We start from the raw sequence: 19,478 nt of genomic DNA, 5'->3' as shown, positions 1-19,478 counted from the left end.
AATGGGTTTGAGTTTGCAAAAGGGCCAGTCCTTGTCACTGACGAAGCAGAACGGCGATTCAATGACGAACGTCCGTCTTGGCCTCGGCTGGGACTCCGCGGTCCCCGCGAAAAAGGGATTCTTCGGCGGGACCAAGACAGTGGAGATCGACCTTGACGCATCGGCCATCCTGTTTGACGCCCAGAGCCAGCACCTCGACACGGTGTTCTTCAACCAGCTCACCAGCAAAGACGGCTCCATCCGACACACCGGAGACAACCTGACGGGCGAAGGCGAGGGCGACGACGAAACCCTCATGGTCAACCTGCCGAACGTGTCACCGGCCGTCGCGCACATCGTGTTCGTCATCACCAGCTACAGCCAGCAGACCTTCGACATGGTCCAGAACGCGTTCTGCCGCGTTATCGATGACTCCGCGGCAGGCAGCCCCGAGGTCGCCCGCTACGACCTCACCGAATCGGGACGGTACACCGCGATGGTGATGTCCAAGCTTTCGCGAAACGGGAACATCTGGAACTTCCAAGCCATTGGCACGCCGGCCAATGGACGTACGCCCGGCGACGTCCGCGGCGCCGCTGCCGCGGCCCTTTAGCCTGATCGAAACAGCGCTCCCCAGCGCAACTCAACGTACACACCGAATTTTAAGGAGTACCTCTTGTCTAGCCTCACTCTTAGCAAGGGCAGTAACCTCTCGTTGACCAAAGCCGATCCCGGGCTCCGCAAGGCCATGATCGGTCTGGGATGGGATCCGCGAAGCACTGCCGGCGAGCAGTTCGACCTCGACGCCTCGGCGCTCCTGGTCCGCGCCGACGGCAAGGTGCGTTCCAACGACGACTTCATCTTCTACAACCAGTTGTCCTCCAAGGACGGCTCGATCGTGCACCAAGGCGACAACCGCACGGGTGAGGGCGAAGGCGACGATGAGCAAATCCTGATCGACCTCGACGCCGTCGCCGCAGACATCGCGAAGATCGTCATCGTTGTTTCCATCGACCAGGCCGAAGCGCGCCGCCAGAACTTCGGCCAGGTGCGCGATGCCTTCTGCCGCGTCGTGAACCAGGAGACAGACAATGAGGTCGTCCGCTACGACCTCACCGAAGACGCTGCAGCGGAAACGTGCATGATTTTCGCCGAGATCTATCGGAACGGCAGCGAGTGGAAGTTCCGTGCTGTGGGGCAGGGATACGCCTCAGGCCTCCGCGGCGTGGCCACGGACTTCGGCATCGTCCTGGATTAGGTCCGAGGCCCGGCGCCGCCGGGCCCTCGGACCACCATTTAGCTCATTGATTAAGGAGAACAACCCATGGCTGGACTGACGCTTACCAAAGGCAGCAACCTCTCGCTCACGAAAACCGATCCGGGACTGAGCAAGGTTCTCGTGGGGCTGGGCTGGGATCCCCGCACTACCACGGGTGATGCCTTTGACCTGGACGCCTCGGCACTCCTGCTGGGCGCCGACGGCAAGGTCCGCAGCTCCGCGGACTTCATCTTCTACAACCAGCCGGCGGCCGCCGACGGCTCGGTGGTCCACAAGGGCGATAACCGCTCCGGCGAGGGCGACGGCGACGACGAAGTGATCGCCGTCGAGCTCTCAGCCGTCGGTGCTGACGTTGAGCGGATCGTCTTTGTCGTTTCGATTGACCAGGCAGACACCCGCCGGCAGAACTTCGGCCAGGTGCGCTCTGCCTACTGCCGCGTGGTTAATCAGGAAAGCGACGCCGAAGTGGTCCGCTATGACCTGAGCGAAGATGCCGCGCCGGAGACCTGCATGATTTTCTCAGAGCTCTACCGCCACAACGGCGAGTGGAAGTTCAAAGCCGTGGGCCAGGGATACGCCACGGGCCTCGCCGGCATCGCCGCGGACTTCGGCGTTCACCTCGGCTAAGCCCCGAGAACACAGAAAGAGAGACGCAACAATGAGCATGCAACTCACGCCGCCTGAGACGTCGGCCGCGAACCCGCTCGTACTGAACGCACCGGAGGCTCCGAGCATCGTCAAGGAAGACGATGCACCGGGGATGGTGCCGGTCCCGGCCGAGCGCCAGCAGGAAATCAATGCCCAGGCGCGTGCCTTCATCACTGAAGTGTCGGCCCTGAGCCCGTTCAGCCCCGAATACTCCAGCAAGATCGATGGCATCAACCGGCTCGGCGGCCAGCAGCTCGTGGCATCCGCCAGCACCTCGAGCCGGCTCCTGGAGCGGTCGTCCACCTCGCTGGCCGGTGCGAAGAAGTCCGGCAGCAGCGCCCAGGTGCAGGTTGCCTCGACGCTCGGTGAGCTCCGCTCCACCGTGGAAGACCTGACTCCGAACAACGCCGATTTGAGCGTAGGCCGGAAGATCCTTGGAGTCATCCCGGGCGGCAACAAGCTGGCCAAGTACTTCCAGAAGTACGAGAGCGCGCAGACCCAGCTGGACAAGATCATCAAGTCCCTGATGGCGGGACAGGATGCGCTGCTAAAGGACAACGCCTCCCTTGCACAGGAAAAGACCCAGCTGTGGGAAACCATGCAGGGACTCAGCGAGTACGCGGTATTTGCCAAGGCCCTGGACACAGCCACGGCAAGCAAGATCGACGAGATGAAGATGCAGGGCCAGATCGAAGAGGCGGGCAAACTCGATTCCGACGTGCTGTATCCGATCCGCCAGCGCCACCAGGACATCCTGACCCAGCTGGCAGTCTCGGTCCAGGGATATCTCGCCATCGACATGATCCGCAAGAACAACACCGAACTGATCAAGGGCGTGGAACGTGCCCGCACGACGACCATTTCCGCGTTGCGGACGGCCGTCATCGTCGCCCAAGCCCTGGCGAACCAGAAGATGGTGCTGGACCAGATCGACGCCATCAATACAACGACGAACAACATGATCCTCAAGACAAGCGAAATGCTCAAGGATCAGACCGCGCGGATCCACCAGCAGGCGGCGAGTTCCGGGGTCAGCGTGGAGACGTTGCAACGTGCCTTCGACAACGTCTTCCAGACGATGGATGCCATCGACACCTTCCGGTCCCAAGCAAACAAGAGCATGGAAGGCACCGTGCATGCCCTCGAAACCGGGCTGGAGCGGGCCCGACCGTACCTGGACAGGGTGCGGCAGCAGGAGGGGAATTAGTGGCCGTCAGTCCTAAGCAATAGGCTTACAGGCTATGGTCGCAAATTTCTTGGGCTCGTTGTTCGGCGGCGGAGCGGCACCCCGCTCCGCCGCCGCTCCAGGCGCCGCTCCTACGGCAAACGACTCGGCCGGAGACGAACTGACAATCACCGGAGCCGCGCTCGAAGAGCTACGTCGGACTGTATTGACCAACGGGGCCAGGCTGCCCCCGCTCGTGGTGTCTCAGGTGCTCCAGATTGTGGACATCTTGCGCGCCCTCATCGGCTACATAGCCCGGTCTGGGGCGTCGACCGAACAGCGCGTCCTACTGGACGCCGTCATCACTGACTACCTGCCGTCGCCGCTACATGCCTACCTGAGGCTGGGCGCTGCATCACGGACCGACGGTTCCACTGACACGACGGTATTGCTGGAGCAGCTTGAAGTGCTCCATTCCACCGTCCGGAACCTGGACAACCAGGTCCGCACGGGTGCCATCACGGAGTTGGCAGTCCACGGCCAATTCCTCCGGGACAAATTTGATATCGATGGTCTTCACTTGGAAGGACACTAGTGGCTTCAATGGTTGCGGGCAGCAACGCCGCCCTCACAGCTGAGAACCCTGGGCTGGAAAAGGTACTACTGGGGATCGGCTGGGACGTTATCCCGAGCCGTGGTCCGCAAGCCGAGCTAGTGCCCATGGTGATCATGTGCGGCAAGGACGGCCGGGCCCTTTCGGATGACCACCTCGTCTTTTTCAACCAGATCGCAAGCCCCGATGGCAGTATTTCCTTCGCAGGGTCCGAAGATCAGGAACAGGTCGACGTCGACCTGAACCGCGTGCCGGAGTCCGTCAGTAAGATCGCGGTCCTGCTCTACGTGGATCCGGATGTTCGCGGGCCTGGCACCTTCGGGCCCGTCAAGAACGCTTATCTGCGGGTCGCGACCGACTCTAACCGGGAGCTTCTTCGTTTCACGGTGCCCCGGGGGAACCTCGACAAGATCAACGCCATGATCTTGGGTGAGCTCTACCGCCACTCGGGAGGCTGGAAGTTCCGTGCCCTCGGCCAAGGTTATGAGAATGGGCTCGCAGCCGTCGCCGCCGACTTCAAGTTGAAGCTCTAACTATGGCGTTGAACAGAACCGCGGTACGGACCGACATCGGATACCTCAGCCGACGCAGGAAGGCCGTTGCCGAGCCTGAGCCCACGCAGCCGCCTGTGCGGAATACTGCCCCGGTTTCCGGCGCCCGCCCGATGCCATCGACCGGGCTAACGCTCGGTGCCGGCCCCTCCACGGCCTCGTCCGGCGGACCCACGGTCGTCGCGGGCGTTGCATCGTCCGCCGGACTGACGCTCGCCGACCCAGCGGCCGCACGGCCAGGGCGCACCAACGTGGCCGCAACAACCCGTCCCCGGTCTGCCCCGAGTGCGTCGGAACTGCTGTTCCCGGCACCTGGTTTCGGCAGCCTCCGGGAACTGGACGCAGAGAACCCGGTTGTTCGACTCAACCCGCGCCAGTCCGCGATCGGCTCCCTCTTAATTGCGGGGGTTCGTTCGGCAGCCTGGGAGGATGAACAGCTCTCCGCTGGCGCTCACCACTCGGACGGGGTGAGCGCCGGGGCCGCCGTCGTTACTCCCGGAAACCGGCCCCTCGTCGGGGTCCAGGACGGCGCCGGCATCGTGTCCCTGCGGCACGTCCGACTGTTGCGCCGCGCGTTGTTCGTCGCCGGAGAGATGCCGCTGACGGTCGGGGTCTTTGACGGCGCCGCCGCCGCCGTCGCCGCGCGAAGCGAAACGGGCTTGCGGAGCGTTTTGTATGTCGCGCGGATTGACTCGGTCCTTGAGCTCCGCGCAGAGTTCGTGCCCGCGGACGCCCCGGACGCAGCCATCTGGGCGATGTTCGGCTTCACCATGACTATCCCGCTGGACCAACGGGTCCTGAGCCGCTGATTTTCAAGCGCGCACCACTGCAAACCACTGGGGGACGATGCAGCACTTCCATGCCTTGGCCGAATCCGTAAAGGATCGGCTCTTTCACAAGCGCCCTGAGCAGCTCCACCGCACCTCCAGCCCCGGCCTTCTGGCCGTCGCTCTGGGGGCCACCCTCTACTCGCCAGCCACGAGAAGCTCGCTGGCGCACGGAATCCGGAAACAGGCCGCGGCCGGGTGCCTCAGCATCGTCATCTGCCTCGAGGACGCCGTCCCTGACCAGGACGTCCCCGCCGCAGAGGAGAACCTGCTCGTTGCCTTGGCCGAGTTGGCACTGGACGACCCGGATGAGCTCCCGCTGATCTTTATCCGATGCCGCACTCCTAAACAGCTGCTCGATATCGGCCGACGCGCCGGGGCCGCCCTCGGGGTAGTTTACGGTTTCGTCCTGCCCAAGTTTGAGAACGAAACAGGACGCGGGCGGGCCTTCCTCGCGGCGCTGCAGCTCTTGAACGACGAGACCGGACGCACCGGCGGACCGAAACAACAGCGCCTGATGGCGATGCCGATCATAGAGGACCTGTCGACAACCCACTTGGAGTCACGCGTCCGGGTTCTGACGGATAACCTCGCCCTGGTCGAAGAGTTCCGGAATCTGGTGCTCTGCGTTCGAATCGGTGCCACCGACATGTCCAGTGCCTTTGGTTTGCGGCGCTCCCGCGATCTAACCATCTACAACGTCAAGGTCGTCGCGAACATCATTGGCGACATCGTAAACATCTTCGGCCGCCCGAATGACGGCTGGGTCATCTCCGGCCCGGTCTGGGAACACTTCGTCAACACCGAACGGGTTCTGCGGCCGCAACTGCGGTCCACGCCGTTCGAGGCCGCCAACGAGGTCGAGCTCCGTCAGCGCATCCTCATGGACAATCTGGACGGCCTGATCCGGGAAATCGAATTGGACCTGGCCAACGGGCTGCTGGGAAAGACGGTCATCCACCCGACCCACGTTCCGGTGGTACACGCCATGTGCGTCGTAAGTCACGAGGAATACCTCGACGCCATGGACATCGCCGGGGACGCCGGGGGCGGGGTGAAGGCGTCGTCCTACGGAAACAAGATGAACGAGCTGAAGCCTCACCGCGCCTGGGCGGAGCGCACACTGCTGCGGGCCAGAGCCTTCGGGGTTGCGAGACCCGGAGTCAACTTTGTCGAACTACTGGAAGCGAGCATGCGGTGACGCAACTCTCCACGGATGCCCCTTGGAGCGGCAGTTACGTAACCGACGCCCTCGGCGTCGACGTGACCTCAGACCCAGGCACCAGCGTGCTGCCCGTAAAGGCACTGGTCGGATTAGCGCTGCGGCGTAATCCGAAACGGGCCCACCTGCTGGTCTCCCGGGTTCTCGCCAAGCACGTCCCCACCGAACCCGGGATCGTAACGTCAGCGGGCCGGCTGCTGGGACTCCTGGTCCGACGCGAACTCCTGCTCCCAGCCGACACCGGATCGCTGACTGCCGTCATCGACGACGCCGCCGACAGGCTGGGCCGCCTGCTGGGTCCCGCAGCACCGACGGACGCCGGGACTGCGCCCGCCCGCGATAAACGGTCCAACCGGATGGCCGCCGTGGCAGCCCTGTGCAACCTGGTCGCCGGACAACAAGTGGAAGCGCCCGACGTCGTGACCATCGGTTACGCGGAAACTGCCACCGGTCTGGGCCAGCTGGTAGGCGCACAACTGGGCACGTATTACATCCATTCCACCCGACAGAGCAGCTGCGGGATCGAGCCGTACGGGGCCTTCGAGGAAGCACACTCGCATGCAACCTCCCATCAGTTGCTGCCAACCAGCCGTGCAGCCCTGAATCAGGCCGAGACCGTGGTCCTGGTGGACGACGAGCTCAGCACCGGCGCCACAATCATCAATACCATCCGCGAGTTGCACGGCACCGCTCCGCACCGCCACTACGTCGTGGCTTCACTGGTGGACCTGCGCACCCCGGCAGACCGGGACCGCCTCGGTGAGCTGGCACGCGAGCTCGGCACCCGAATCAGCGCAGTGGCGCTGGCACAGGGAAACATCGAGTTGCCGGAGACTCTCGCCGCCGACGCGGCGAAGCTGATCGGCACTCTCCCACTCCCGCCCAAAGCAGCCCCCACCCCGGGCCAGGTTCAACTGCTGGACCTCAACGGCGTCGTTCCGCCAATCCGCAGCGCCCGCTTCGGCATTGCCGGCCGTCCGGATCCGGAGCAGGCTGCCCGCATCTCGGACAGCCTCGCCGCCGCCCTGGGCAGCAGCGCCGGTGCCGGCCGCCGGGTGCTGGTCCTGGCCACCGAGGAATTTATGGCGCTGCCGTTGGCGGTGGCCACCAGGCTCCAGGACCTGTGCCCCGAAGCAGACATCCGCTATTCCACCAGCACCCGCTCACCGATCGCCGCGCTGGACGAACCGGGATATGCGGTCCGTTCCGCGATTGCGTTTGGCAGCGCCGACGACTCCGCGGACGGGGCCGGGCCGCGGTTTGCGTACAACTTCACGCACCCCCAGGGACGCTTCGATACGGTGCTCATCATGGCGGAGCCCGGTGCCGGGGTTGCCGGACTATTGGGGCCCGGCAAGATTGCCGAGGCCGTTGCAGGTGCCGCAGTCGATGTCAGGCTCGTCCTCCTGCCGGTCCAGGCGCCATTCCCGACGCCACTGGTCGGCCCCGCTTTTGGCTCCTATCCGGCCGAGGATGTGCGGTGGCTGTTGAAGGATCTGAGTTCTGCGCAGCTGGAAGCTCCGAAGGAAGAGCGTGAAGCAGCGATCCAGTCCGGCAAGGCAAGCTACGCCGAATCGTTGCCGCAAGAGTTCGAACCCTCGCCCGAATACGGCGCACTGTTCCAGTCCGCGCTGGAGAGTACCGCCGTCCGGATCGCCCACGCCGTCGGAACGCTCACCGAGCAAGTCCTCAAGCTGCGCGGCAACGCGCCAGTTCTGGTGTCACTTGCCCGCGCCGGGACCCCCGTCGGCATCCTGATGAAGCGTTGGGCGTGGGAAGTCCACGGCTTGGAGCTGCCGCACTATGCCATCAGCATCGTGCGTGGTCTCGGTATCGACCAAACTGCTCTCGGCTATCTCGCCTCCCGGCACCGCCCGGAGGACATCATGTTCGTGGACGGCTGGACCGGCAAGGGAGCGATCGCGCGCGAACTCGCCGCCGCCGTCGATCTTTTCGGGAGGACTGACCGGGCGGAGTTCCGATCAGACCTTGCCGTCCTCGCCGATCCAGGTCATTGCGTCCGGATCTTCGGCACCCGGGAGGACTATCTAGTCCCCTCGGCCTGCCTGAACTCGACCGTCTCCGGCCTCGTCTCACGCACGGTGTTCAACAAGGCACTGATCGGGCCCGGCGATTTCCACGGGGCCAAGTTCTACTCGGAGCTCTCCGGCAGCGACGTCTCCCACGACTTCCTAACCGCCGTCACGGCCCGGTTTGCCGATGTCCGCGACGACGTCCTGCAAACCGCAGCCCACGCGCCGTCGGATATTTCAGCGTTGCCGGAAGCAGACTGGTCCGGGTGGGCCGCCGTCGAGGACATCAGCCGCAGCTACGGCATCAACAACGTGAACTTGGTCAAACCGGGTGTCGGCGAAACCACCAGGGTGCTGCTCCGGCGCGTGCCATGGAAGGTACTGGTGCGTCCGGAGGCTGTGCCCGAGCTCGCCCACGTGCTGCACTTGGCCGAACAGCGCGGAGTCGAGGTGCTGGAAGTTCCGGGCCTGGCTTACAACTGCGTCGGACTAATCCACCCGGTCCACACACCGGGAGCGACCGGCGCAGATGGCAAGGCGGTGGTCGACGTATGAGCGGCCTTTCAAGCGCCGCAACGGTGATGGTGGCCAGCGACCTGGACCGCACGTTGATCTATTCGGCGAATTCGATGGCGCTCGTGGGTAGCGACCATCTGGCGCCACGCATGGTGGTCGCCGAGGTTTACGACGCAGCCCCGCTCTCCTTCATGACCCGGGCTGCGGAAGGGCTGCTGGAGGGGGTCGTGGAGCAGAGCGTCTTCGTGCCCGTCACCACCCGCACCCAGGCCCAGTTCTCCCGGGTGCAGCTGCCAGGAGCGGGGCAGGGGTACGCCGTGACCACCAACGGGGCCGTCCTACTGCACGAAGGCGAGCCGGACGCCGACTGGTCGCGCCATATCCAGCGATCTTTGGGGTCGGATTGCGCGCCGCTGGACGTCGTGCTGGGCCATCTCACAGGAGGAGCGGCAGACCCTGCAGTCCTAAGGGTCCGGACCGCCGAGGACTACTTTGCCTACTCGATCGTTGACCGGGAGGCGCTGCCCGCCGATTACCTGGACGAGCTCGGCGCTTGGTGCGATGCCCGCGGTTGGACAACGTCTTTGCAGGGGCGAAAGCTTTACTGCGTCCCTGCCCCGATAACCAAGGAAGCCGCCGTGGCTGAAGTCCGGCGCAGAACCGGCGCCGGACTGCTCGTTGCTGCCGGTGACTCCCGGCTGGATGCCGGGTTCCTCGAGTTGGCAGACGTCGCCATCCGCCCAGCGCATGGCGAACTCGAAAGCGACGGATTCTCCCGGCCAAACCTGACCGTCACATCGGCGTCCGGCCTGCTGGCGGGCGAAGAGATCGCGCGGTTTTTTCACGGCGTCCTGACTGGAACGGGAAATTCGACCAGCATCTTCGCAAGCGGCGAAGCATCACGTGCCATGCGCGTGCTGGGAAATCAAGGAGAGACCTTATACTCCCTATGACGATGAATTGCGTCATAGGTCTGGCCCCCAGCGACGTCGCTGGTGGGCTGAAATACATGGGGAATACAAATGAAGAGTTACCGACGCCTAAAGGGTAAGCCGGATTCGTACTACGCGATGCAGCCGCGGAAGCCGAAAATCTCAACATTCATTGTCGGAGCTCTGGCTTTGGGTGCCATAGCGCTGGGCGCTGGCAGCAGCGGAGTGGGCGGAGCAATGGTATTGCTCGCCATATTGGCTGCGCTGACGGGTCTTTACGTCGTGGTCACAGGCCGCCGCTCGTGGGCAAGGTTGCCTGGCAGCCGAAAAGTTGGCGGTATCGTTCTGGCTGGCTCTCTGGTGCTCTTCGTGGTCGGCGGAATCACGCTGCCGCACCGGTCCGCAGAAAGCATTGCTGCCCAGGCGGCATCGGAGAACGAAAAACGAGCAGCAGAGGAAGCAAACCGCGCCGCCAGCGCGTCCCCGTCGCCCTCCGCCACTCCCTCCGCCGTTCCCACCCCCACTCCAACGCCGACGGACACGAGCGAACCACTCGACCCCGACACGGTTACCGAACTCGCCAAAGGCGTCAGCTACAAGGCGCCGAAGAGCCAACCTGCGTACGCCACCAAGGCACTCGATCTCCTCGCCACTCTTCCCGTCAAGGAAACGGAGGCGTCGCTCGGATACGGCGCCCGCGCATCCTACGGTCCGGCCTGGGCAGATGTAGACCGGAACGGGTGCGACACCCGGAACGACATCCTCAAGCGAGACCTGACTGACGTAGCTCTCACCGCAGGTTCGACCTGCAAGGTTGAGAGCGGAGACCTGGCCGACCCCTACACGGCCATGACAATCCACTTCCAACGTGGTCCCGAAACGAGCAAATCCGTTCAGATCGACCACGTCGTCGCCTTGGGCGATGCTTGGCTGAAGGGCGCGCAGAAACTCACGGACGTTCAGCGGATGGCCTTTGCCAACGACCCACTGAACCTTCAGGCAACAGACGGGCCGACCGACGTCCAGAAGGGTGACAGCGACGCAGCGGCATGGCTGCCGCCGAACGAGACTTTCCACTGCAGTTACGTGGCACGACAAATTTCGGTTAAGGCGACTTACAAGCTGTGGGTGACGCAGACCGAGCACGACGCCATGGCCCGCGTGCTGGAGGACTGCACCGACCAGTTGGTTCCGACCAGTGAGAAGAAAGTCGCCGTGGTGGCAGCCGCCAAGGCTTCAACGACGCCTAAACCCAAGGCAAAAGCCGCTGTGGTTGTTCCGGCGCCGGTGAAACCTCTTCCGGCGCCCCGGTACGTCGCTCCTGCACCTGCTCCGTACGTACCGCCCGCACCCGCACCCGCACCCGCGGCAGTGTATTACGCCAACTGCACCGCTGTAAGGGCAGCCGGGGCCGCGCCAATCTACCTGGGCCAGCCAGGTTACAGCAGCAAGCTCGACCGGGACGGCGACGGCGTCGCGTGCGAGTAGTAAGGAAATTGACAGGACCGCTTCTGCGTACGAAACACTAATGCTCGATCCGATGAGTCCTGCCATATGAAGGCCGCGCTTGAACCGTAAACCGGCGACCGAGGGCAATAGTGTTACTCGCTTTGAGTGGAACCGGGTCTGCATTCTGATGTTACGAACCGAGTAGCTCCAACACGACTACAGAGAATCCTTATTTAGGATCACTGCCCCTCTGAGTACCACCCAGCCGATTACTGATGACGCAGTAATTTCCCCAAAATACGACACGGGAGTCATTTTTCGGCCTGATTGATTTGGCCTCACATATTGCGTGTAACATGCGCTTTGCGGGTATCTACGCCCGCGGCGCTATTGGGGAAGCGAATCTGCATGTGACTAGCTGCCAGCACGATGCATCGCGTCCGCGATCCGCACGCCAGGACCACTCCCACCGTTCATCACCGCACCCACCCCGCCCGCTTCACTCCGCACGTCGGTCAGGTGTCCTATGAAAGGACTCTCATGAGCCAATCCCCCAACCTCGCCCCTTATCCGCCGGCTCTCAGCTATGAGAAGGTGCAGCAGAGCGACAAGTCGTTTCTCGTAACATGGCTGCTTTCCCTCCTTCTCGGAGTTCTCGGCGTAGACCGCTTCTATCTGGGCAAGATCGGATCCGGCGTCGCCAAGCTGGTCACCTTCGGCGGTCTAGGGATCTGGGCCCTGATAGACCTCGTCCTCGTGCTGGCGAACAAGATCCGCGATAAGCAGGGGCTTCCCTTGGAAGGCTACGACAGGCACAAGAAGGTTGCGTTGATCGTCACGGGCGCCTTCCTGCTCCTTAGCATCGTCATCAATGCCAGCCGCGCCGGAGCGGCCTCGACGTCCGCGACGGCCCCGATGACGTCCACGCCAGCGGCTCCAATCGCTGCCGCGCCCGTGGCGACTGCACCTGCTACACCTGTCAAACCCCAGACGGCCGAAATTCCGACTGCAGTTAAGGGCATGAACGCTCAGGCCCTCGACGAGGATCTGGCCGCTTTGGGATTTGAAAACGTCATCTACAACTCCACCACGGGCAAGACAGTCCTCTTGCTAACCAACTGGACGGTTACCGGAATTGATAACCCAGGCGCAACGCAGCCTGTTGGCAAAGCCGTGGTGGTTCACGTAACCAAGTAGGGTTACTGAGGGTACAGGCGGTGTGATCGGAGCCCTAACGGTGGTCAGTATGGTGCGAATCTTCCAGCGACGAATCGTTGTAGGCCGAACTCCGGGCTGCAGCAAGCCATCGGTCAGCCGATGACTGCCGCTGAGGAAACGACGCTGGTTCCCACAGCCTGGTGGCAGTCCGCCGTCATCTACCAGGTCTATCCGCGTTCGTTCGCGGACGGTGACGGCGACGGCGTGGGCGACCTCGCCGGGCTGGCCGACCGACTTCCGTACATCGCCTCGCTCGGCGTCGACGGCATCTGGATGACCCCGTTTCAGCCTTCCCCGCAGGTGGACCAGGGCTACGACGTGTCCGACTACTGCGGCGTGGACCCGCTGTTCGGCGCCATGGAACAGTTCGAGGCGCTCCTTGAGCAGGCCCACGCGCTCGGCCTGAAGATCCTGCTCGACGTCGTTCCGAACCATTGTTCCTCCGAGCACCCGCTGTTCCAGGCTGCCCTTGCGGCCGCGCCGGGCTCGCCGGAGCGAGAGATGTTCCACTTGGTGGCCGGCTCCGACGCCGACACTCCCCCGAACAACTGGCAGAGCGTCTTCGGCGGACGAGCCTGGAGCCGCGCCAATCCTTCGTCCGCGACAGACCGCGACTGGTACCTTCACCTCTTCTCCGCCGGCCAGCCGGACTGGAACTGGCGCAATCCCGCCGTCGGCGATTACTTCGACGGCGTGCTGCGCTTCTGGTTCGACAAGGGCGTGGACGGCCTCCGGATCGACGTCGCGCATGCCCTGTTCAAGGCCGACGGACTGCCGGACTCGCCCTCCACGGGCGGCGTGGTGGACGGGCTGCGGTCCAACCCGCAGGTCTCGGACCAGGAGGAAGTCCACGAGGTCTACCGCCGCTGGCGCACCCTGGCCGAGAAGTACGAGCCGCACCGCCTGCTGGTGGGCGAGGTGAACCTGGAACCGGGCCGGGCCGCCCGCTACACCCGGCCGGACGAGATGCAGCAGGCGTTTGCGTTCGCGTTTGTGAAGCTCGGCTGGGACCCGGAGGCGTGGGCGGCCGTCGGGAAGGAGCTTGAGGCTGCCCGCCGGGAACACGGCGCGACCCCCACCTGGGCGCTGGAAAACCACGACATTGTCCGTTCCATGACCCGCTTCGGCGGCGGCGAGGTCGGCGCGATGCGGGCCCGCGCCGCGCTGGTGGCCCTGCTGGGCCTGCCCGGTCCTGCGTACCTGTACCAGGGCCAGGAGCTCGGGTTGCCCGAGGTCGACGTTCCGATGGGGGCCCGGGTGGATCCGATGTGGGCCCGCGGCGGCGTCTGCCGCGACGGGGCCCGCGTGCCGCTGCCCTGGACCGAGGATCCAGCGCTGCACCACGGCTTCGCACTCGGCACCGCTGAAGGACCACCCTCCGAGCCCTGGTTGCCGCTCCCCGCAGGCTGGGGCAAGCACGCCGTCGAACCGCAGGAGCAGGACGCCGGGTCGGTCCTGAACCTGACCAAAGCGGCGTTAGCGCTGCGCCGGAAGCTGTGGAAGAACGAGGTCTTCACCGCAAACGACGGCGGCACCTGGCACGTGGAGCCAGGGAACCTGCTGGTCTGCGAGCGCAACGAGCACTTCCTGGTCGCCGTCGCGATGGGAACGGAACCGGTGCGCCTGCCGGCGGGCACGGTGCTGCTCAGCGCGGCGCCGCTGGAGCAGGACGGCTGGCTGCGGCCGAACAACGCTGCCTGGATACTGACTCGCTAATGGCGCCGAGGGGCTGACGCAACCGTCGTACTGCCCCGGCCCTCCCCCGAGGCCGGGCCGGGGGCGGCACGCTCTCTTTCCCTCAGCGGGTGTACCGTGCTTCACTAATTACGTACGGAGGGGAGTATCCCCAGATCCGGTCCGTCGTCAATACGGGTGTCCCAGTACACTCCGGCGGGCAGGGCCGATCACTTCGGCCGGGAGAGACCTCCAGTTGGTTCAATAACTGACTGGAAGCAGGTCCCCATGAACGTTCCCCTGGCCGCCACCTCCACCGAAGCGTCCCCGTCGCGGCGGCTGTCCGGGACCCGCCCTGCCGTGGTGGTTGTGCTTGCCGGCATCGACGGCGCAGGCAAATCCACGGCGGCGCGACTGCTTGCCCAACGGCTGGTGGGCTCCGGACGGCGCGCGACCGTAGCGAAGAATCCCTGCGGGCGGAGCAAAATGACCGCATGGTCCAGCCGTCTCGGCCTGACCGTTCCCGCCGGATTGTTAGACGCTGCCGAAACGTCCATCCGCTGCGCAAACGTCCTGCTTTCCCATCTACGGGCCAGATACTTTTCCGGCATCGTGATCATGGACCGGTACCTGTACTGCCAGCTGGCATTGAAGCGGGTGAAGGGGCTGGGCCCGGGACGTTTCCTGCCCTGGCTGCTGCGGTTGCTTCCCGCCCCGGACGCTGTGTTCTACTTCGCCGTGCCGGCTGACCTTGCCTTGAGCAGAATCGTCAAGCGGGGCACGGACACCGAGGACCTGGAGAGCCTGGCGGCCTTCGACAAGGGCTATAGGGAGCTCGACGATTTCCCCTCCTTTGTCATCATCGACGCCGGGCAGTCTTCCGGGCAGATCGCGGAGACGGTTTGGCAGGAGCTCACCCGCTCCCTGGGCCCCGGTCCACCCGACCGGCCCGTCACGCCGTCGCGATAGGCCCATAAGATGAGGCATGGACTTTGAGGACACGCTCTGGACAGTCTTAGGGGCCGGGCTGGTTCTGCTGATGCTCGTTGACGTCTTTCGAACGCTGCTTTATCCCCACGGTTCCGGTCCTGTGGGCCGGGCGATCATGCGGGGGTTTTGGCTGGCGTCAAGAAAGCTGCGGGGCCGGGGCTCCTTCATCGCAGCGCCGTTGGCCATGGCGGCTGTCATTGGCGCCTGGGCGGGCCTCGCGGCCATCGGCTGGGCCCTGCTCTACTTGCCGCACCTGACGGACGGTTTTGTTTACGGAGCCGGGGTCCCCCTGCGGGCCGACTTCGCCGAAGCCCTCTACATCTCCCTGGTCACTCTTTCCACCGTGGGGTTCGGCGACATCGTGGCAGCGCATCCGCTGCTCAGGCTGGTTGTGGCACTTCAGGCCGTCACAGGTTTCGGTTTGCTGACAGCAACAGTCACCTGGATCCTGCAGATGTACCCAGCCCATAACCGCCGCAGGGCCCTTGCCCACGAGCTGAACTTGTTCAGGGAGGCTGCAGGTCCTGCGGGTGTACTGTCCGTGGAACCCACGCATGCCGCCGCGTTGTTGGAGTCAATGGCCGGAAACGTGGCTCTTGTGAGCATCGATCTGCTTGCGTTCCATGAAACCTACTATTTCCGTGAAGCCGAGCAGCGCGGCTCCTTGCCGGCCACAGTCGCCTACGCCCAGGAACTGGCATCCCAGGCCCAACGCAGCGACAACCCTGAACTCCAGTTCGCCGGACGGATGCTCCACGCCGCGCTGGATGGACTCGCCGACGTTCTTCGCGGCAAGTTCGGCCATTCGGGAACCACCTCTTCTGACGTGTTCGACAGCTACGAGCTGCACCACCGCCACCTTCGGGGCAGGAAACCCGACAGTAACTAGCGTGCGGGCAGCCGCCGCTGCGAACGCTGCTGTTGTGGGCGCGCTCGGTGCCCTGTCCAGGGGCGACGTCAGGCTCGAAACCGGCTCCCGCCTTGAGGGCGCGGTCCGGTTCCCTCCGGCTCCGTTGCCGGGGGTGGGGGTGTTATGAGTCGTTGACCGGTGCCGGACTCCTGCCTACGAGCGCTGGGCGATGTTGAGGATGTTGCCCTCGCTGTCCAGGAACCATGCGCCTTTCCCCCAGGACGCCGTGGCAACGCCGTTTTCCGTTTTCAGGCCGGGAAAGTCGTACTCTTCGAAGACGACGCCGCGACCTCGCAGTTCCTCCATCTCGCGTTCGAGGTTGTCCGTTTCCCAGCCCATCTGGGTGTTCTTGGCCGTCCCTGCATTCTCTGTCTGGTACACGAGGAAGCGGGTTCCCTGGCCGCAGCTGTACATCACGCTGCCCTCTTCCATGGATTCGGCGGGTTCGATGCCCAGCTTGTCCCGGTAGAACTCCTTCGCCCTGTTGATGTCCTTCGCGGGGAGGACAGCCATGATGTTTGAATCCTTGAACATGATGAATCCCTTCAGTGCGTCGATGACCGCAGTGATGGCGTAGCTCCCCCCGGTTTCGGTCCCCGGGATCATGGTCCGGAGCCGTGACCGCCCCTCGCGCCTAGCCGGGGCAGCCACCTGGGACTCTCCGATGCCGCGCTACATCATCGCCGGCGCGAGGGGTCCCCGAAGCTTATGTGGCCATTATGGACCGATCCGGTCCTGCGGAAAATGGGCTACCGGTAAACCCAAAGCATCCCCGGAGTGCCGGTTGTCGCCACGGAACTCCGCCCAGGTGCTGCGCGACCGACGCAGCCGTGGCAGAGTGCTCGCATGGCAGCTTTCACCCAGACAGATAACCTCCAGGGCGCACACTTCACCGACGTGAACCTGCGCGGCGCCCGGTTCGTCCGTTCCGACCTGTCCGGCGCGGTGATGCGCGCGGTCGACGCGGCCGGGGCGGACATCGACGCCCCGTGGCTGCTCGAGGCCGGGAACACCCTGTACGTCAACGGCGTCGACGTCGTCCCCTTCGTGGAGGCGGAACTCAACCGCCGATTCCCCGGCCGGGCCGGGAGGCGCGCCCAGGACCCGGACGGGCTCCGGCAAGCCTGGGCCACCATGGAGCGGACCTGGCAGGCGACGCTGGAGCGGGTTGCTTCGATGCCGGCCGGCACAGTCGATATCTCGGTCGACGGCGAGTGGTCCTTCGCCCAGACCCTGCGCCACCTGGTGATGGCCACGGACACGTGGCTGGGCCGGGGAATCCTCGAGCTGGAACAGCCGTACCACCCCATCGGCCAACCCAACGCCGAGTATGAGACCGACGGGTACGATCTCGCCGTCTTCTCAAACGTCACACCGTCCTACAACGAAGTGATTGAGGTCCGGGCAGAGAAGGTAACCATGGTGCGGGACTACCTCGCCACAGTCACCTCGGCAGACCTGGCCGCGGGCCGCCGCAATCCGTGGGCCCCCGACCAACCGGTGACCGTCCGCTCCTGCCTGCACACCATCCTCAACGAGGAATGGGAGCACCACCGCTACGCCGTCCGGGACTTGGACGCGATCGAGGCGGGGGCCGCCACCTAGAAACCGTTGTCCCGGCTGACGCGAACGCACTCTTCACCGGCACGTGGAAGTATTCACTTATGACTATGGACAATGATCCCGCCAACCTTCCGGCGCCAGCCGCCTCACCCGGCACAGACGCCTCGACCGACGTCGGCCGCGGCTGGGACCACATCGGGGCCATCATTGTCGACGCCACGTTGCAGCGTCGGCAGAACTACCACGAGACCGTCAAACCAAGGGTCGACGCCCTCGTTGCGGCCTGGCCGGACGCCGCCACGACCAGCGGATTCCGCCAGCGACTCGATACCGGGAAGCTCTCGGACGTGATCGACTGGCCCTCTCCGGGCCGCCTGGCCCAGATGGAGGAAATCACCTGCGTGTTCGAGGGCCAGGGCATCCACACGGTGATGGAACTCCGGGACGCCCTGTCTGACCCGGCCAGGAGAACCGTTCTCCGTGAGGCCCTCGCAGCGGTGCGGCACGTCAGCCCCAAAACGCTGGATTACATCGAGACCCTGAGCGGAACCGACACGGGAGCCACCGGCGTCTAGCCACCCGAGAACCGGGCCTTCGGCAGCCGGCGCGCACAGTTCACCCGGAGTCCAGCTTCCGGAACACGGCGGTCCACCTGCGTTCCCTAGCGTGGACGGGTCTTCGGCTCAACGCCGGTATCCGTACCCCGGAAGGAACCATCACCATGCGCACAGTCCTGACTGCCGCGGCCGCCGCCGCGCTTATTGCGTCGCTGGCCAGCCCCGCCGTCGCCGCTCCCAACGACGACGCCGGCTCCGCGCCGTCGTCGAACGCTGCGTCGAACGCTGCGGGAACCGCAACCTCTGAGGTCAGGACCAACGAGCGCAACGGCTCCTTCGACCTCCAGGCGCACCGCGGAGGCCGCGGCGAGTGGACCGAGGAATCCCTGGCCGCCTTCGCCAACGCACTGAAGCTGGGCGTAAGCACCCTGGAACTGGACACCCACCTGACCACCGACGGCAAGATCATCGTCTGGCACGACGACACCATCCAGGCCGACAAGTGCCAGGACGCCGCGCCGGCCGCCCCGGGTGATCCCGCCTTCCCGTATGTCGGGGACCGGGTGGCGGACCTGTCGCTCGCGCAGATCAAGACGCTGGACTGCGGTTTCACCCAGCTGAAAGGCTTTCCCGAACAGGACGTGATCGAGGGCAACCGGATCGCCGAGCTCACGGACGTCTTCCAGCTGGCGCGCGACGCCGAGGCTGGCAAGGTCCGCTTCAACATCGAGACCAAGGTCGAGGACGGCAAGGCCGGCGGCCCGGGCATGGTGGCCCTGACCAAGGCCGTGGTCGCCGAGATCCAGGCCTCCGGCATGGCGGACCGCTCCACTGTGCAGTCGTTCGACTGGTCCTCGCTGAACCTGACCAAACAGCTCGCCCCGGAGCTGCCGCTCGTCGCCCTCTCCAGCGGAGACGCGTGGCTCGAGGTCGGCCGGCCCGGCGCCAGCGCCAACCTCGGCGGCATCGACATCGACAGCTACGGCGGATCCCTCGCCAAAGCCGCGGCCGCCCAAGGCTACGACGCCATCTCCCCTACCTTCCGCTCCGTCACCCCGGGAATGATCGCCGACGCCCACAACCTCGGCCTGCCGGTGATCCCCTGGACTGTCAACACCACCGCGGACATGAACCGGCTGATGGACCTCGGCGTGGACGGCCTCATCACCGACTACCCCACCCGGCTGCGCACCGTGATGGACGAGCGCGGCCTGAAACTCCCGAAGGCGTACGCGCCCGCGGCCTGAGACACCGCCGACACGAAAGGCTGCCCACGATTCCCAAGGAAAACGTGGGCAGCCTTTCTGTTGCGACGGTTCTGATCCCAACCGTTCTGTTCCCAACGGTTCTGA

General features: G+C 64.7%; 19 protein-coding genes. 18 read left to right on the top strand and 1 reads right to left on the bottom strand.

Annotated features, from left to right (window positions below; genetic code table 11):
* Position 1 precedes the first annotated feature (1 nt).
* The 15 genes from AC1DH3_RS09750 (at position 2) to AC1DH3_RS09680 (ending at position 15,985) form a co-directional block, all read left to right on the top strand.
* Positions 2 to 592: a TerD family protein gene (locus tag AC1DH3_RS09750; protein ID WP_476909182.1), complete on the top strand. Its 591-nt coding sequence runs from the start codon at positions 2 to 4 to the stop codon at positions 590 to 592.
* A gap of 63 nt (positions 593 to 655) precedes the next feature.
* Positions 656 to 1,237, top strand: coding sequence for a TerD family protein (locus AC1DH3_RS09745; RefSeq protein ID WP_476909181.1), 582 nt, complete (start codon positions 656 to 658; stop codon positions 1,235 to 1,237).
* Between the two features lie 66 nt (positions 1,238 to 1,303).
* Positions 1,304 to 1,885, top strand: coding sequence for a TerD family protein (locus AC1DH3_RS09740; protein ID WP_476909180.1), 582 nt, complete (start codon positions 1,304 to 1,306; stop codon positions 1,883 to 1,885).
* A gap of 31 nt (positions 1,886 to 1,916) precedes the next feature.
* On the top strand, positions 1,917 to 3,113 hold the full coding sequence (locus tag AC1DH3_RS09735) for a toxic anion resistance protein (RefSeq protein ID WP_476909179.1): 1,197 nt from the start codon (positions 1,917 to 1,919) through the stop codon (positions 3,111 to 3,113).
* Positions 3,114 to 3,147: 34 nt separating this feature from the next.
* Positions 3,148 to 3,666 (top strand): hypothetical protein, encoded by a 519-nt coding sequence (locus AC1DH3_RS09730; protein WP_476909178.1) that lies wholly within the window; start codon positions 3,148 to 3,150, stop codon positions 3,664 to 3,666.
* A gap of 8 nt (positions 3,667 to 3,674) precedes the next feature.
* Entirely contained in the window at positions 3,675 to 4,217 is a 543-nt protein-coding gene (locus tag AC1DH3_RS09725; RefSeq protein ID WP_476909203.1) for a TerD family protein, read from the top strand.
* 269 nt (positions 4,218 to 4,486) lie between these two features.
* Positions 4,487 to 5,044 (top strand): hypothetical protein, encoded by a 558-nt coding sequence (locus AC1DH3_RS09720; RefSeq protein WP_476909177.1) that lies wholly within the window; start codon positions 4,487 to 4,489, stop codon positions 5,042 to 5,044.
* 37 nt (positions 5,045 to 5,081) lie between these two features.
* On the top strand, positions 5,082 to 6,263 hold the full coding sequence (locus AC1DH3_RS09715; RefSeq protein WP_476909176.1) for an HpcH/HpaI aldolase/citrate lyase family protein: 1,182 nt from the start codon (positions 5,082 to 5,084) through the stop codon (positions 6,261 to 6,263).
* Positions 6,260 to 8,872: a phosphoribosyltransferase domain-containing protein gene (locus tag AC1DH3_RS09710; RefSeq protein ID WP_476909175.1), complete on the top strand. Its 2,613-nt coding sequence runs from the start codon at positions 6,260 to 6,262 to the stop codon at positions 8,870 to 8,872. Before AC1DH3_RS09715 ends, AC1DH3_RS09710 begins: the two co-directional genes overlap by 4 nt.
* Positions 8,869 to 9,786 carry an HAD family hydrolase gene (locus tag AC1DH3_RS09705; RefSeq protein ID WP_476909174.1) on the top strand — a complete coding sequence of 306 codons (918 nt, stop codon included), beginning with the start codon at positions 8,869 to 8,871 and terminating at the stop codon, positions 9,784 to 9,786. Before AC1DH3_RS09710 ends, AC1DH3_RS09705 begins: the two co-directional genes overlap by 4 nt.
* Positions 9,787 to 9,855: 69 nt before the next feature.
* Positions 9,856 to 11,253: an excalibur calcium-binding domain-containing protein gene (locus tag AC1DH3_RS09700; protein WP_476909173.1), complete on the top strand. Its 1,398-nt coding sequence runs from the start codon at positions 9,856 to 9,858 to the stop codon at positions 11,251 to 11,253.
* Between the two features lie 501 nt (positions 11,254 to 11,754).
* Positions 11,755 to 12,411 (top strand): TM2 domain-containing protein, encoded by a 657-nt coding sequence (locus AC1DH3_RS09695; RefSeq protein ID WP_476909172.1) that lies wholly within the window; start codon positions 11,755 to 11,757, stop codon positions 12,409 to 12,411.
* A gap of 120 nt (positions 12,412 to 12,531) precedes the next feature.
* The gene (locus tag AC1DH3_RS09690) at positions 12,532 to 14,148 is read left to right on the top strand and encodes an alpha-amylase family glycosyl hydrolase (protein WP_476909171.1); all 1,617 of its coding nucleotides are present in this window, start codon (positions 12,532 to 12,534) and stop codon (positions 14,146 to 14,148) included.
* A 246-nt stretch (positions 14,149 to 14,394) separates the two neighbouring features.
* Positions 14,395 to 15,075 (top strand): dTMP kinase, encoded by a 681-nt coding sequence (locus tag AC1DH3_RS09685; RefSeq protein ID WP_476909170.1) that lies wholly within the window; start codon positions 14,395 to 14,397, stop codon positions 15,073 to 15,075.
* Positions 15,076 to 15,091: 16 nt separating this feature from the next.
* A complete protein-coding gene (locus AC1DH3_RS09680) occupies positions 15,092 to 15,985 on the top strand; it encodes a potassium channel family protein (RefSeq protein ID WP_476909169.1) in 894 nt (297 codons plus the stop codon).
* 174 nt (positions 15,986 to 16,159) lie between these two features.
* Here AC1DH3_RS09680 and AC1DH3_RS09675 read toward each other — a convergent pair whose 3' ends face one another.
* Positions 16,160 to 16,540: a VOC family protein gene (locus AC1DH3_RS09675; protein ID WP_476909202.1), complete on the bottom strand. Its 381-nt coding sequence runs from the start codon at positions 16,538 to 16,540 to the stop codon at positions 16,160 to 16,162.
* Positions 16,541 to 16,852: 312 nt separating this feature from the next.
* Here AC1DH3_RS09675 and AC1DH3_RS09670 point away from each other — a divergent pair, with 312 nt between their 5' ends.
* The 3 genes from AC1DH3_RS09670 (at position 16,853) to AC1DH3_RS09660 (ending at position 19,373) form a co-directional block, all read left to right on the top strand.
* A complete protein-coding gene (locus AC1DH3_RS09670; RefSeq protein ID WP_476909168.1) occupies positions 16,853 to 17,611 on the top strand; it encodes a DinB family protein in 759 nt (252 codons plus the stop codon).
* A gap of 59 nt (positions 17,612 to 17,670) precedes the next feature.
* Positions 17,671 to 18,144: a hypothetical protein gene (locus tag AC1DH3_RS09665; protein WP_476909167.1), complete on the top strand. Its 474-nt coding sequence runs from the start codon at positions 17,671 to 17,673 to the stop codon at positions 18,142 to 18,144.
* A 146-nt stretch (positions 18,145 to 18,290) separates the two neighbouring features.
* Positions 18,291 to 19,373, top strand: a complete 1,083-nt coding sequence (locus AC1DH3_RS09660) for a glycerophosphodiester phosphodiesterase family protein (RefSeq protein ID WP_476909166.1) — start codon at positions 18,291 to 18,293, stop codon at positions 19,371 to 19,373.
* Positions 19,374 to 19,478 lie beyond the last annotated feature (105 nt).

Source organism: Arthrobacter sp. 05L428 (assembly GCF_056397665.1).
The sequence above is the reverse complement of the archived record's forward strand: the minus strand, read 5'-3'. Positions and strand labels throughout refer to the sequence as shown.